The 14798-nt window shown below is 53.9% G+C and carries 14 protein-coding genes and 1 other RNA gene; 11 read left to right on the top strand and 4 right to left on the bottom strand.

Going from position 1 to position 14798, the window contains the following annotated elements; translation table 11 throughout:
- The first annotated feature begins 334 nt into the window (after positions 1–334).
- The 6 genes from epd to J4614_RS14355 all read left to right on the top strand — a co-directional run bounded on the left by epd (position 335) and on the right by J4614_RS14355 (position 6506).
- The gene (epd, locus tag J4614_RS14380) at positions 335–1381 is read left to right on the top strand and encodes an erythrose-4-phosphate dehydrogenase (protein ID WP_000218338.1); all 1047 of its coding nucleotides are present in this window, start codon (positions 335–337) and stop codon (positions 1379–1381) included.
- A 21-nt stretch (positions 1382–1402) separates the two neighbouring features.
- The gene (pgk, locus tag J4614_RS14375) at positions 1403–2566 is read left to right on the top strand and encodes a phosphoglycerate kinase (protein WP_000111274.1); all 1164 of its coding nucleotides are present in this window, start codon (positions 1403–1405) and stop codon (positions 2564–2566) included.
- 101 nt (positions 2567–2667) lie between these two features.
- Positions 2668–3747, top strand: a complete 1080-nt coding sequence (fbaA, locus tag J4614_RS14370; RefSeq protein ID WP_000034387.1) for a class II fructose-bisphosphate aldolase — start codon at positions 2668–2670, stop codon at positions 3745–3747.
- A 222-nt stretch (positions 3748–3969) separates the two neighbouring features.
- Positions 3970–4830: a small-conductance mechanosensitive channel MscS gene (locus J4614_RS14365; protein ID WP_208293217.1), complete on the top strand. Its 861-nt coding sequence runs from the start codon at positions 3970–3972 to the stop codon at positions 4828–4830.
- A 200-nt stretch (positions 4831–5030) separates the two neighbouring features.
- Entirely contained in the window at positions 5031–5666 is a 636-nt protein-coding gene (gene argO, locus J4614_RS14360; protein ID WP_000626876.1) for an arginine exporter ArgO, read from the top strand.
- A 93-nt stretch (positions 5667–5759) separates the two neighbouring features.
- Entirely contained in the window at positions 5760–6506 is a 747-nt protein-coding gene (locus tag J4614_RS14355) for an oxidative stress defense protein (protein ID WP_000669854.1), read from the top strand.
- 167 nt (positions 6507–6673) lie between these two features.
- Here the strand turns inward: J4614_RS14355 and argP are convergent, their stop codons facing one another.
- Complete coding sequence (gene argP / locus J4614_RS14350) at positions 6674–7567, bottom strand: DNA-binding transcriptional regulator ArgP (RefSeq protein WP_000828345.1); 894 nt, start codon at positions 7565–7567, stop codon at positions 6674–6676.
- Positions 7568–7720: 153 nt separating this feature from the next.
- On the opposite strand from argP, the gene rpiA reads away from it, so the two are divergent.
- Both rpiA and serA read left to right on the top strand, forming a co-directional pair.
- On the top strand, positions 7721–8380 hold the full coding sequence (rpiA, locus tag J4614_RS14345; protein WP_000189741.1) for a ribose-5-phosphate isomerase RpiA: 660 nt from the start codon (positions 7721–7723) through the stop codon (positions 8378–8380).
- Positions 8381–8646: 266 nt separating this feature from the next.
- Positions 8647–9879 carry a phosphoglycerate dehydrogenase gene (gene serA / locus J4614_RS14340; protein WP_001151627.1) on the top strand — a complete coding sequence of 411 codons (1233 nt, stop codon included), beginning with the start codon at positions 8647–8649 and terminating at the stop codon, positions 9877–9879.
- Positions 9880–10259: 380 nt separating this feature from the next.
- On the opposite strand, the gene J4614_RS14335 is transcribed toward serA, so the two are convergent.
- The 3 genes from J4614_RS14335 to zapA form a co-directional block, all read right to left on the bottom strand.
- Positions 10260–10856 (bottom strand): 5-formyltetrahydrofolate cyclo-ligase, encoded by a 597-nt coding sequence (locus tag J4614_RS14335; RefSeq protein ID WP_001528060.1) that lies wholly within the window; start codon positions 10854–10856, stop codon positions 10260–10262.
- A 20-nt stretch (positions 10857–10876) separates the two neighbouring features.
- A non-coding RNA gene (ssrS, locus tag J4614_RS14330) (6S RNA) lies at positions 10877–11060 on the bottom strand.
- Between the two features lie 41 nt (positions 11061–11101).
- Positions 11102–11431: a cell division protein ZapA gene (gene zapA, locus J4614_RS14325; protein ID WP_001276011.1), complete on the bottom strand. Its 330-nt coding sequence runs from the start codon at positions 11429–11431 to the stop codon at positions 11102–11104.
- 166 nt (positions 11432–11597) lie between these two features.
- Between zapA and J4614_RS14320 the strand changes: the two genes are divergently transcribed.
- From J4614_RS14320 to ubiH, 3 genes are read left to right on the top strand one after another with little or no spacing between them, the layout of a single operon-like run.
- On the top strand, positions 11598–12176 hold the full coding sequence (locus J4614_RS14320; RefSeq protein ID WP_000027236.1) for a YecA family protein: 579 nt from the start codon (positions 11598–11600) through the stop codon (positions 12174–12176).
- Between the two features lie 25 nt (positions 12177–12201).
- Positions 12202–13518: a Xaa-Pro aminopeptidase gene (gene pepP, locus J4614_RS14315; RefSeq protein ID WP_000193681.1), complete on the top strand. Its 1317-nt coding sequence runs from the start codon at positions 12202–12204 to the stop codon at positions 13516–13518.
- A complete protein-coding gene (gene ubiH / locus J4614_RS14310; RefSeq protein ID WP_000111137.1) occupies positions 13515–14693 on the top strand; it encodes a 2-octaprenyl-6-methoxyphenyl hydroxylase in 1179 nt (392 codons plus the stop codon). The genes pepP and ubiH overlap by 4 nt, the downstream gene beginning before the upstream one ends.
- Positions 14694–14798 lie beyond the last annotated feature (105 nt).

Genomic DNA, 14798 nt, shown 5'->3' with positions numbered 1-14798 from the left:
ATAGACGCTGGCGGCAGCGCTTTCTGATATAAATCAGTATTTGTGACGCGGCGATGAAAAGATCTGACGGATGTACTGGTGATTCTTAAATATGGAATAAATTGCAGCGTAAGCGGCCATGAAATGTGATGCAGGTCAGATAACTGTCTTCTTCGACTGGACAAACATTCCTTTTATTCCCCGTTTCGCTTATTCTAGCTGAAGCGTTTCAGTTAATTAAATGTTCGACAATTAACCAATCAGTCGCAGTTTGCGACAGGTGAGGTTTTACTCGACGATGAGCTGCATTACTCTGTCAGCCTCATCTGAATCGGGATAGCCTTGCAGGAGACCTATGACCGTACGCATAGCGATTAATGGCTTTGGTCGCATCGGGCGTAACGTGGTTCGTGCTTTGTATGAATCCGGACGTCGGGCGGAAATTACCGTGGTGGCCATCAACGAGCTGGCGGATGCCGCAGGCATGGCGCATTTGTTGAAATACGATACCAGCCACGGGCGTTTTGCATGGGAGGTTCGCCACGAGCGCGAGCAGCTTTTTGTCGGCGACGATGTCATTCGTATTCTGCATGAACGAACGCTGGCGGATCTGCCGTGGCGCGAACTGGGCGTGGATGTCGTGTTGGATTGTACGGGCGTATATGGCAACCGGGAGCATGGCGAGGCGCATATTGCCGCTGGCGCGAAGAAAGTGCTCTTTTCTCATCCGGGCAGCAACGATCTTGACGCCACCGTCGTTTTTGGCGTGAACCAGAACCAACTGCGTGCGGAACATCGTATTGTCTCAAACGCGTCCTGTACCACGAATTGCATAATTCCCGTCATTAAATTGTTGGATGATGCTTACGGCATCGAGTCTGGTACCGTCACGACGATCCACTCCGCGATGAACGATCAGCAGGTGATCGACGCGTATCACTCCGATCTACGGCGCACGCGCGCGGCCAGCCAGTCGATTATCCCGGTAGATACGAAACTGGCGGCAGGCATTACGCGTATATTCCCGCAGTTTAACGATCGTTTTGAGGCGATTGCGGTGCGCGTTCCAACCATTAATGTGACGGCGATCGATTTAAGCGTAACGGTGAAAAAACCAGTAAAAGCCAGTGAAGTCAACCAGTTGCTGCAAAAAGCAGCACAAGGTGCATTTCATGGTATAGTTGACTATACGGAATCACCGTTGGTCTCGATAGATTTTAACCACGACCCGCACAGCGCCATTGTTGATGGCACGCAAACCCGGGTCAGTGGCGCCCACCTGATCAAGACGCTGGTCTGGTGCGATAATGAATGGGGCTTTGCTAACCGGATGCTCGACACCACGTTAGCGATGGCCGCAGTTGGTTTCAGGCTCGACGCGTCAGCGTCGACAAAACTTTAAGCATCATTGAGAGGATTCACCATGTCTGTAATTAAGATGACCGATCTGGATCTGGCCGGGAAACGCGTTTTTATCCGTGCGGATCTGAACGTACCTGTTAAAGAAGGGAAAGTGACCAGCGACGCGCGTATCCGCGCCTCTCTGCCGACCATCGAACTGGCTCTGAAACAGGGCGCGAAAGTGATGGTAACTTCCCACCTGGGTCGTCCTACCGAAGGCGAGTACAACGAAGAATTCTCTCTGCTGCCGGTTGTTAACTACCTGAAAGACAAACTGTCTAACCCGGTTCGCCTGGTCAAAGATTACCTGGACGGCGTCGACGTGGCCGAAGGTGAGCTGGTGGTTCTGGAAAACGTTCGCTTTAACAAAGGCGAAAAGAAAGACGACGAAGCGCTGTCTAAAAAATATGCCGCCCTGTGTGACGTATTCGTGATGGACGCCTTTGGTACTGCGCACCGCGCGCAGGCTTCTACCCACGGTATCGGCAAATTTGCTGACGTCGCGTGCGCAGGCCCGCTGCTGGCCGCTGAACTGGATGCGCTGGGTAAAGCGCTGAAAGAGCCGGCTCGTCCGATGGTGGCTATCGTTGGTGGTTCTAAAGTATCTACCAAACTGACCGTTCTGGATTCCCTGTCTAAAATCGCTGACCAGCTGATTGTCGGCGGCGGTATCGCCAATACCTTCGTTGCCGCTCAGGGCCACAGCGTCGGTAAATCCCTGTACGAAGCTGACCTGGTTGACGAAGCAAAACGTCTGCTGACCACCTGCGATATCCCGGTTCCGACCGATGTTCGCGTTGCCACCGAGTTCTCCGAAACCGCACCGGCGACTCTGAAATCCGTTAACGACGTGAAAGAAGACGAGCAGATCCTGGATATCGGCGATGCTTCCGCTCAGCAGCTGGCTGAAATCCTCAAGAATGCCAAAACCATTCTGTGGAACGGCCCGGTTGGCGTGTTTGAGTTCCCGAACTTCCGTAAAGGGACTGAAATCGTGGCGAATGCCATCGCTGATAGCGAAGCGTTTTCCATCGCTGGCGGCGGCGACACCCTGGCGGCAATCGACCTGTTCGGCATTGCTGACAAAATTTCCTACATTTCTACTGGCGGCGGCGCATTCCTCGAATTCGTGGAAGGTAAAGTTCTGCCAGCCGTAGCGATGCTCGAAGAGCGCGCTAAGAAGTAATCGTTACGGGCAGGGATTCCTGCCCGTTGATTTATCGCCGATCTGACATTCAGGGCGGCCCGTGTTTTTTCCCAAAGCCCGACGATACAGGACAACGAAACATGTCTAAAATTTTTGATTTCGTAAAACCAGGCGTGATCACTGGTGATGACGTACAGAAAGTGTTCCAGGTAGCAAAAGAAAACAATTTTGCTCTGCCGGCAGTTAACTGCGTGGGCACTGATTCCATCAACGCTGTTCTGGAAACCGCTGCAAAAGTTAAAGCACCGGTCATCGTTCAGTTCTCCAACGGCGGCGCTTCCTTCATCGCGGGTAAAGGCGTGAAAACTGACGTACCTCAGGGCGCGGCAATCCTGGGCGCTATCTCTGGCGCGCATCACGTTCACCAGATGGCTGAGCACTACGGTGTTCCGGTTATCCTGCACACTGACCACTGCGCCAAGAAACTGCTGCCGTGGATCGACGGTCTGCTGGACGCGGGTGAAAAACACTTCGCAGCGACCGGTAAACCGCTGTTCTCTTCTCACATGATCGACCTGTCTGAAGAGTCTCTGCACGAAAACATCGAAATCTGCTCCAAATACCTGGCGCGCATGTCCAAAATTGGCATGACTCTGGAAATCGAACTGGGTTGCACCGGTGGCGAAGAAGACGGCGTGGACAACAGCCACATGGACGCTTCTGCCCTGTACACCCAGCCGGAAGATGTTGATTACGCGTACACTGAGCTGAGCAAAATCAGCCCGCGTTTCACCATTGCCGCTTCCTTCGGTAACGTACACGGCGTTTACAAGCCGGGTAACGTGGTTCTGACCCCGACCATTCTGCGTGATTCTCAGGAGTATGTTTCTAAGAAACACAACCTGCCGCACAACAGCCTGAACTTCGTTTTCCACGGCGGTTCCGGTTCTACTGCTCAGGAAATCAAAGACTCCGTAAGCTACGGCGTAGTGAAAATGAACATCGATACCGATACCCAATGGGCAACCTGGGAAGGTGTTCTGAACTACTACAAAGAAAACGAAGCGTATCTGCAAGGCCAGCTGGGCAACCCGAAAGGCGAAGATCAGCCGAACAAGAAATACTATGACCCGCGCGTATGGCTGCGTGCTGGCCAGACTTCGATGATCGCTCGTCTGGAAAAAGCATTTAAAGAACTGAACGCGATTGACGTTCTGTAATGTAGTCTGTTGATTAAAATGGCTTCCCTCGGGAAGCCATTTTTTTATCGTTATTTCCGGAGAGCGGCGTTAACGCTTTCATCCGGCCAACTCACAGTGTACCTGCCTTTTTTGGGATGATGCCGAAAAATGGCATATTCCTCTGTTTTTGTTTACCTTTAAAAAGTTCTTTTCGTGAGAATGATCTCATTTGCTTGTTTTGCTATGACCAAGGAATATTGAATGGAAGATTTGAATGTTGTCGACAGCATAAATGGTGCGGGCACCTGGCTGGTACGCAACCAGGCGTTATTGCTCAGCTATGCTGTGAATATTGTTGCGGCTATCGCTATTATCATCATCGGCTTGATTGTAGCGCGCGTGATCTCCAATACGGTAAATCGTCTGATGCGTGCGCGTCATATTGATGCGACAGTGGCCGACTTTCTTTCCGCGCTGGTGCGCTATGGGGTTACCGCTTTTACGCTGATTGCGGCTCTGGGTCGCGTGGGGGTTCAAACCGCCTCGGTTATTGCCGTACTGGGCGCCGCCGGTTTAGCCGTTGGCCTGGCATTACAGGGATCGCTTTCTAACCTTGCGGCTGGGGTATTGCTGGTTATGTTCCGTCCGTTCCGCGCCGGTGAGTATGTCGATTTGGGCGGCGTTGCCGGTACGGTACTGAACGTGCAAATCTTTTCCACGACAATGCGCGCGGTAGACGGCAAAATTATTGTGATTCCGAATGGCAAAATTATCGCGGGAAATATCATCAACTATTCTCGTGAGCCGGTTCGCCGTAACGAATTCATTATTGGGGTGGCCTACGATTCGGATATCGATCAGGTGAAACAGCTGCTAACCACGATTATCGAGTCCGACGATCGTATTTTAAAAGATCGCGAAATGACGGTACGTTTGAATGAGCTGGGCGCCTCATCAATTAATTTTGTGGTGCGTGTCTGGAGTAAAAGCAGCGACCTGCAAAATGTCTACTGGGACGTGCTGGAACGTATTAAACGTGAATTCGACGCCGCTGGTATTAGCTTCCCGTACCCGCAGATGGACGTCAATTTTAAACGTGTGAAAGATAACGCCGCGGAGTAATTTTTCTCCCGCGCTGCCTGCCGGCGCTGCGCTTATCCGCCTCCAGTATTCTCTGGTTATTGAGCGGATAAGCGTAGCCGCCATCCGTTATTCAGTCTCTTCATTAGCTTTTCTTATTAGTGATTAAAATTATCAATTTCCGCTAATAATATTCCCGCGCTATAGTCTGCCTTTAAGAAAAACAGCTCAGGGTAGTTAACGTGATATCTTATTATTTTCAAGGGCTTGCCCTTGGCGCCGCCATGATCCTTCCGCTTGGCCCGCAAAATGCGTTTGTGATGAATCAGGGAATTCGTCGCCAGTACCACCTCATGATAGCGCTGCTTTGCGCGTTAAGTGATTTAGTCCTGATCAGCGCCGGTATTTTTGGCGGCAGCGCGTTGCTGATGCAGTCGCCGTGGCTGCTGGCGCTGGTCACATGGGGCGGGGTCGCGTTCTTGTTATGGTACGGTTTTGGCGCGCTGAAAACGGCAATGAGCAGTAATCTGGAGCTGGCCAGCGCCGAGGTTATGAAGCAGGGGCGCTGGAAAATTATTGCTACGATGCTGGCGGTAACGTGGCTGAATCCGCACGTTTATCTGGATACGTTTGTCGTGTTGGGCAGTCTCGGCGGGCAACTGGCTATGGAGCCAAAGCGCTGGTTTGCTCTCGGCACGATTAGCGCGTCGTTCTTATGGTTTTTTGGGTTAGCGCTACTGGCGGCCTGGCTTGCGCCTCGACTGCGTACGGCGAAAGCTCAACGCATTATCAACATTCTGGTTGGGGTGGTGATGTGGCTTATCGCCTTCCAACTGGCGCGGGAAGGCGTCGCGCATATGCACGCGCTTTTCAACTAAGCGTTGTCTGATGGACAACAGGCCGATATCCGCTAAGCTTGCCTGCATGCGCCCTGTATATCAGGGCAATGACTGCAATATGGAGGAGAGACTGTGAAGTTCAAAGTGATGGCCCTGGCGGCATTAGTGGGTTTAAGTGCAATGTCGGCGCAGGCAAGCGAATTGCCGGAAGGCCCGCACATCGTGACTTCCGGTACGGCAAGCGTCGATGCTGTGCCTGATATCGCCACCTTAGCGATTGAAGTGAACGTCGCGGCGAAGGATGCGGCGACGGCGAAGAAGCAGGCCGATGAGCGCGTGGCGCAATATCTTTCCTTCCTTGAGCAAAATCAGATTGCGAAAAAAGACATTAGCGCGGCGAATCTGCGCACGCAGCCGGATTATGATTACCAAAACGGTAAAAGCATTCTGAAAGGGTATCGCGCGGTGCGAACCGTTGAAGTGACGCTGCGTCAGTTAGATAAACTCAATTCGCTGCTGGACGGCGCGCTGAAGGCGGGTCTGAACGAGATTCGTTCGGTATCGCTGGGCGTGGCGCAACCGGACGCCTATAAAGACAAGGCCCGCAAAGCCGCCATTGATGACGCGATTCATCAGGCGCAAGCGCTGGCAGCCGGTTTTAACAGCAAATTGGGGCCGGTTTACAGCGTTCGTTACCATGTCTCTAATTATCAGCCGAGTCCGGTGGTGCGAATGATGAAAGCCGCAGATGCTGCGCCGGTATCCGCGCAGGAAACTTACGAGCAGCCGACTATTCAGTTCGACGATCAGGTCGATGTGGTATTCCAGCTTGAACCTGGAACAGGGCAGACGTCGACAACGGCCGCCAGCACGCAGTAATCTCGCCCGGCCTGGGCGCTTCCAGGCCGCGTTTTCTCCCGGTGTTCTCGTTTTTTGCCGCCTGAACGCAATGATTTTGTGATGAATTTCAAAGAAGCGACGGGGGAATAATGGGTCATGCAGGCCGGATAAGACGTTCACGCCGCCATCCGGCATTCATTGAGAGGCTAATCCTGACGCAGCACCTTGTGCCCGTACTCCAGCAGCGCGTCGGTTACTTTGCGCATCATCCGGCTTTCCGGGGCAAAGCGGTGCCAGTAAAGCATCCGGCGTTGTAGCAAACCAGGCGTTAAGTTGATCAACTCGCCGCTTTCCAGCTCTTTCTCAATCTGCAGGTGAGGGATCATGCAGCAGGTCGTGCCCTGACGCGCAAGCTGTACAAACGCTTCGGATGAATTAACGATATGGCACGGCACGCTGCCGGGTGGTAGATCGAAATTCTGTTGCAAAAAGGCCTGATGCATATCATCCAGATGGTCGAACGCGACGGCGGGCGCTTTCAGCAGCGACGACCGGGTAACGCCATTGGGGAAATAGCGCTCGGCAAACGGCTTTGACGCGACAAACAGATAGTCGAGCGCGCCCAGTTTGTCTACCAGGCAACTGGGCAGCGCCTGATGCTGAATACTCACCGCGCCCACCACCTCGCCGCGACGCAGACGTTCTTGCGTGCGCGTTTCATCTTCCACCTGTAAATTGAGACGGATAGGGGAGTCCGCCAGCACCGGCGCCAGCGCCGGAAGCAGCCAGGTCGCCAGACTGTCAGCGTTAACCGCCAGCGACAGCAGCAGCGGCGTAGAGCCGGTTTGTTCATCGCCCAGCCACTCTTCTTCCAGCAGTTCAACCTGACGCAGCAGAGCCAGTAATTTTTGCCCTTGCTCCGTGGGGCGAGGAGGAACGGTACGCACCAACAAAGGTTGTCCGAACATATTCTCAAGCTGTTTTATGCGCTGTGAGACGGCGGATTGCGTGATGCACAGCTTCTGGGCGGCGCGCTCGAATCCTCGTTCACGTATAACGGCATCCAGCGCCTGTAGTGTTCTGTAGTCCGGACGTTTCATTGTTGTGTCATGCTCCTGTTATTTTTTTCCGCACTATGACATAAATTTGCCGTCGGTACAGATGAAATCCGTAGCCTGTGTACGGACACGGAGATTTTTCCCGACAATGTTCTATAATGCGGCTGTATTTTCACACCACAGGCGAAACGATCTATGACGCAGGATGAACTGAAAAAAGCGGTAGGATGGGCGGCACTTCAGTATGTACAGCCCGGCACCATTGTGGGCGTTGGTACAGGCTCAACGGCCGCACACTTTATTGATGCGCTGGGCACAATGAAAGGCCAGATTGAAGGCGCGGTCTCCAGCTCGGACGCCTCGACTGAAAAACTCAAAGGCCTCGGTATTCATGTGTTTGATCTCAACGAAGTGGATAGCCTGGGTATCTATGTCGATGGCGCGGACGAAATCAACGGTCATATGCAGATGATCAAAGGCGGCGGCGCGGCATTAACCCGTGAGAAAATTATTGCTTCCGTGGCGGAGAAATTTATCTGTATTGCGGATGCCTCTAAACAGGTGGATATTCTTGGCAAATTCCCGTTGCCGGTCGAAGTGATTCCGATGGCGCGCAGCGCGGTCGCTCGTCAACTGGTGAAGCTGGGAGGGCGTCCGGAGTACCGTCAGAACGTGGTCACGGATAACGGCAACGTGATTCTGGATGTTTATGGTATGGAAATCCTTGATCCCATCGCGCTGGAAAACGCCATTAACGCGATTCCGGGCGTCGTGACCGTAGGGTTGTTCGCCAACCGTGGCGCCGATGTCGCACTGATCGGCACGCCGGACGGGGTGAAAACCATCGTAAAATGATCCCGCCAGGCGTATTTCCTGCCGCGTAAAAAATTCGGTCAGGGCAAATTTGGTGACATGTATCACGTTTAATCGTTTGCCCTGCCGATCCCTCCAAAGAAAAAGTTATTCCCGGTATTTTCATCTGCTATTTCCCGCTGTATGCGATTCCTTCACGACGCTGGCGCAAACGTTCATATTGCCGTGATAATTTTTTTTGATATGTTGAAGGACGGATGCAAATCCACACACAACATCAGATGGCAAAAAAAGACAGGATCGGGGAAATGGCAAAGGTATCGCTGGAGAAAGATAAAATTAAATTTCTGCTGGTTGAAGGGGTGCATCAAAAGGCGCTGGAAAGCCTTCGTGCGGCAGGTTACACCAACATTGAATATCACAAGGGCGCGCTGGACGCTGAACAGTTGAAAGCGTCCATCCGCGATGCCCACTTCATCGGTCTGCGATCCCGTACTCATCTGACAGAAGAAGTGATTAACGCCGCAGAGAAGCTAGTGGCGATTGGCTGTTTTTGCATCGGCACCAACCAGGTGGATTTAAATGCGGCGGCAAAACGCGGTATTCCGGTCTTTAACGCGCCATTCTCGAATACCCGTTCCGTGGCGGAGCTGGTGATTGGCGAGCTATTGCTGCTGCTGCGCGGCGTGCCGGAAGCGAACGCCAAAGCGCACCGCGGCGTATGGAATAAACTGGCGGCGGGATCGTTCGAAGCGCGTGGTAAAAAGCTTGGCATTATCGGCTACGGCCATATCGGAACGCAGTTGGGCATTCTGGCGGAATCGCTGGGGATGCATGTCTATTTCTATGATATTGAAAATAAACTGCCGCTTGGTAACGCAACTCAGGTGCAGCACCTGTCTGAATTGCTGAATATGAGCGATGTGGTCAGTCTGCACGTACCTGAAAACGCCTCCACCAAAAACATGATGGGTGCTAAAGAGATTGCCCTGATGAAGCCGGGTTCGCTGCTGATTAACGCCGCGCGCGGTACGGTAGTGGATATCCCGGCTTTGTGCGACGCGCTGGCGACGAAACATCTGGCGGGGGCGGCTATCGACGTCTTCCCGACGGAACCGGCCACTAATAGCGATCCGTTTACCTCTCCGCTGTGCGAATTCGATAACGTGATCCTGACGCCGCATATCGGCGGCTCGACGCAGGAGGCGCAAGAAAACATCGGTCTGGAAGTTGCAGGAAAACTGATTAAGTATTCGGATAACGGCTCGACGCTTTCCGCCGTGAACTTCCCGGAAGTGTCGCTGCCGCTGCACGGTGGTCGTCGCCTGATGCACATCCACGAAAACCGCCCAGGTGTATTGACCGCGCTTAACCAGATCTTTGCCGAGCAGGGCGTTAACATTGCCGCGCAGTATCTGCAAACCTCCGCCCGAATGGGGTATGTGGTAATTGATATAGAAGCCGATGGCGATGTGGCGGAGAAAGCGCTGCTGGCGATGAAGGCGATTCCGGGCACCATTCGCGCCCGTCTGCTGTACTAATTTCCTCTAAATGGGCAGGAGATGACCTGCCCATCCTTTCTCTGGTTTCCCTGCCTCAACATCTCTTCGTGTAACGCATACATTCTGTTTTCGAGCCTTGCCGCAATTGGTAATTAAAGGCAGCGTTGCGTGTTGTACAGCAATAAAAGGAATTTACGATAAGGGCTCAGCATAGCGCTGAAACGGGAAAGCCCCTACCGAGGCAGGGGCTCTAAAAAGGAAAGGGACGATGATGAGATACGTCATCATGCTGCTGATCCTGTTAATCATCGCTTGCCCAGCATATTAACAGTGAGTACGCAGGAGGGAGGTTCGCCTCCCTCACCCTTCACCGAGAAATTTAGGTCAAAAAAGCGACGCTGTCAATCGACAAAACACGGCTACCACTCCCAAATTTTGGACGGCGTCACCACCGCAGGCAGCGGGATATCCCACTCTTCAACCGGCAGCTTTTCCACTAACTGGCAATCATGCGCGTAGCCCACAGGTAGGATCTTATGCTGCTGCCAGTTTTGCAACGTACGGTCATAAAATCCGCCGCCCATCCCCAGGCGCTGCCCGCCTTCGTCAAACGCCACTAACGGCGTTACCAGCACATCCAGCTTTGCCAGCGGCAATACGTCGCGGACATCAAGCCGTGGCTCCCGGATCTTTAAGCGGTTGGTCACCAGTGCACTCTGCGGATGATAGTGCAGGAACAGGAGGTTGCCAGGGCTGAAGGGATGAAGAACCGGAAGGTAGACGCGCTTGCCCGCTTGCCATAGCTGTTCTATCAGCGGCTGGGTGTCGAGTTCGCCATCAAAGGAGAGAAACACGGCGACAGTGTGCGCCATCACGACGGGAGGAAAGCTGAGCATTCGGGCGGCGGCCTGTTGACCAAAGCGGCGTTGCTGCTCTGGCGTTAGCGCACGGCGACGTTGCCGAATCATTCGGCGGATTTCTTGTCGTGATAAAGAGAGTTCGGGAAGTTGCGTCATGGCTGTTGCCAGTCAGAAGGGGAATCTCCGAGATGCCGCCGCAGGCTGTAACCCTTGAACCCTTGGTTCAAGGTGAATGTGTCGTCACAGTTTTAAGGCTTCTCGGACGAACCGAGCATGCTCACCAACCGCGGAGCGCCACATTCTTGTGGTATGAAATATCGGCTCAGGGGACTGGCCCGCTTGCAAACATCTCAGAGAAATTCTGTTTTCACAATCACTTTACCATAGTAAAGCGAAAAGTGTTATTCAAAGTTTTGGCCCGTTTTTTCGGTTATGCGACCTTGATCAAGCAACGCCTGTTCGATGGTCTGTTGTAGCATCCGAATACGTTGTTCCATGCTCGCCGCGTAATCGCGGGTCTTCGCTTTTTCCTGAGTTAACTCATAGCTGATATTCAATGCGGCAATGAAAACCAACTGCTCAGTATTTGTGACTCTAGTGCGAACTTTCAGATCTTGCAACCGCTGATTCAGATCGTCCGCAGCCTGATTCAACGCATCCCTTTGGTCAGGCGGGCAATTCACTCGCAGTGAACGGCCAAATATTTGGATATCGACGGGTTGTGCAGACATGCCACCTTCCTGCTGATTGACTGCGCTGCCTTCGTCTCCAGACCCAAGGTCCGCGAAGGGGCGACACTATAGCTACCCTGGTGTGAAGATACAAGCCCTTTTCTGGTTCACCAGGGTCCAAAGTGGTAGCATATCATGAATATCCTCCCTTTGATGACGAATGCTTATGTCTATACAGAACGAAATGCCTGGTTACAACGAAATGAACCGGTTTTTGAATCAACAAGGGGCCGGTCTGACCCCGGCTGAAATGCATGGTTTAATCAGCGGGATGATTTGCGGCGGCAACAACGACAGCTCATGGCAGCCGCTGTTGCACGACCTGACGAACGAAGGTCTGGCCTTCGGGCATGAGCTTGCTCAGGCGCTGCGCAAAATGCACGCGGCGACCAGCGACGCGCTGGAAGACGACGGCTTTCTTTTTCAGCTTTATCTGCCTGAAGGCGACGATGTCAGCGTATTCGATCGCGCTGATGCATTAGCCGGGTGGGTTAACCACTTTTTGCTTGGCCTCGGCGTAACGCAGCCTAAACTTGATAAAGTCACCGGCGAAACGGGTGAAGCGATTGACGACCTGCGTAATATTGCGCAGCTTGGTTATGATGAGAGCGAAGATCAGGAAGAGCTGGAGATGTCGCTCGAAGAGATCATCGAATATGTCCGTGTTGCGGCGCTGTTATGTCATGACACTTTCACGCGCCAACAGCCGACCGCGCCGGAAGTGCGTAAACCGACGCTACACTAAGAAAAAACGAAATGGAGGCCATGTCATGACTCAGCAGGAATACCAACGCCGTCGCCAGGCATTACTGGCGCAAATGCAGCCCGGCAGCGCCGCGCTGATCTTTGCCGCGCCGGAGGCGACGCGCAGCGCAGACAGTGAATATCCGTATCGCCAGAGTAGCGACTTCTGGTATTTCACCGGTTTTAACGAACCGGAAGCCGTGCTGGTACTGATTAAGAGTGATGACACCCACAACCACAGCGTTTTGTTCAACCGCGTTCGCGACCTGACGGCGGAAATCTGGTTTGGTCGCCGTTTAGGACAGGATGCCGCGCCGGAAAAACTGGGTGTTGACCGGGCGCTGGCGTTTAGCGAAATCAACCAGCAACTCTTTCAGTTGCTTAATGGTCTGGATGTGGTGTACCACGCGCAGGGCGAATATGCGTATGCCGACGAGATTGTTCTGGCTGCGCTGGAGAAGCTGCGTAAAGGCTCCCGCCAGAATCTGACCGCGCCGGCCACCATGACTGACTGGCGACCGATCGTCCATGAGATGCGCCTGTTCAAATCGCCGGAAGAGATTGCTGTCCTGCGCCGTGCCGGGGAAATTAGCGCGCTGGCGCATATCCGCGCGATGGAAAAATGCCGTCCGGGGATGTTTGAGTATCAGTTGGAGGGTGAAATTCACCACGAATTTAATCGCCACGGCGCGCGCTATCCCTCCTATAACACCATTGTCGGCAGCGGCGAAAATGGCTGTATCCTGCATTACACTGAAAACGAAAGTGAAATGCGCGACGGCGATTTAGTGCTTATCGACGCGGGCTGTGAATATAAAGGTTACGCGGGCGACATCACGCGTACTTTCCCGGTGAACGGGAAATTCACGCCAGCTCAGCGTGAAATTTATGACATCGTTCTGGAATCGCTGGAGACCAGCCTGCGACTGTTCCGTCCTGGCACCTCTATTCAGGAGGTGACCGGCGAAGTCGTGCGCATCATGATAACCGGGCTGGTGAAGCTGGGGATTTTGCAAGGAGAGGTTGATCAACTGATTGCCGAAAATGCGCATCGTCCTTTCTTTATGCATGGCTTGAGCCACTGGCTGGGGCTGGATGTTCATGATGTCGGCGTTTATGGGCCGGATCGCTCCCGCATCCTGGAGCCGGGCATGGTGCTGACCGTAGAGCCAGGCCTCTATATCGCGCCGGATGCCGACGTGCCGGAAGCGTATCGCGGCATTGGCGTTCGAATTGAAGATGACATTGTCATTACCGAAACCGGTAATGAAAACCTGACCGCTGGCGTTGTGAAGAAGGCGGATGACATTGAGGCATTAATGGCGGCGGCGCGGCAGCAATGAGCGTCATTATCGTTGGCGGCGGCATGGCAGGCGCGACGCTGGCGCTGGCCATCTCTCAGTTCAGTCATGGGACGTTGCCGGTACACCTGATTGAAGCGAAAGCGCCTGAAGCCGACGGCCATCCCGGCTTTGACGCCAGAGCGATTGCGCTGGCGGCGGGCACTTGCCAGCAACTGGCGCGAATTGGCGTCTGGCAGGCGATTTCCGATTGCGCAACGGCAATCAACACCGTACACGTCAGCGATCGCGGCCATGCCGGATTTGTGACTCTCGACGCGCAGGACTACAGTCTGGCAGCGTTGGGTCACGTTGCGGAGCTGCATGATATCGGGCTGCGTCTGTTTGCGCTCTTGCGTAAAGCGCCAGGCGTTACGCTGCACTGCCCGGAGCGCGTAGCCAGCGTGTCGCGTACCCAACAGCAGGTTAACGTCACACTGGAAAATGGCAATGTGATAGCTGGCAGCGTGCTGGTGGCGGCTAACGGTACCCACTCCGCGCTGGCGTCAGCCTGCGGCGTTGACTGGCATCAGGAGCCTTACGAACAGTTAGCGGTGATAGCGAATGTCGCGACCGCGATCCCGCATCAGGGACGCGCCTTTGAACGTTTTACTCCCAATGGCCCGCTGGCGATGTTGCCGATGTCGCATGACCGATGTTCGCTGGTTTGGTGTCACCCGCTCGACCAGCGCGATGAGGTGCTGAGCTGGTCCGACGCGCAGTTCTGTCATGCGTTGCAGGCCGCGTTTGGCTGGCGGCTGGGGCGAATTACTCAGGCCGGTAAGCGCAGCGCGTATCCGCTTGCCCTTACTACGGCGGCAAAAGTGTTTACTCACCGGACTGTCGTGGTCGGCAATGCGGCGCAGACGTTGCATCCTATCGCCGGACAAGGGTTTAATCTCGGTCTGCGTGATGTCATGAGCCTGGCGGAAACGCTGGTCGCGGCACAGGACGCGGGCGAGGATATTGGCGCCTGGCACGTGTTATCGCGCTATCAGCAGCGTCGTCAGGTTGACCGGGATACGACGATTGGCGTAACGAACGGTCTGGTCCATCTGTTTGCAAATCGTTGGGCGCCGCTGGTTATTGGGCGCAATATCGGTTTAATGGCGATGGAGTTATTACCGCCTGCGCGCGATGCGCTGGCACAGCGGACCTTAGGTTGGGTTGCGCGTTAAGCAGATCTGTAGGCCGGATAAGGCATTTATGCCGCCATCCGGCATCGTGTTCGTAAAAATGCCGGATGGCAGCTTCGCCTTATCCGGCCTACGGTTTTGATTGTT

The organism is Salmonella sp. 32031103-2018-00083-FB-01-SM-01 (genome assembly GCF_017571995.1).
Taxonomy (GTDB): domain Bacteria; phylum Pseudomonadota; class Gammaproteobacteria; order Enterobacterales; family Enterobacteriaceae; genus Salmonella; species Salmonella enterica.
Note: the sequence above shows the minus strand (reverse complement) of the source record. Positions and strands in the feature narration are given on the sequence as shown.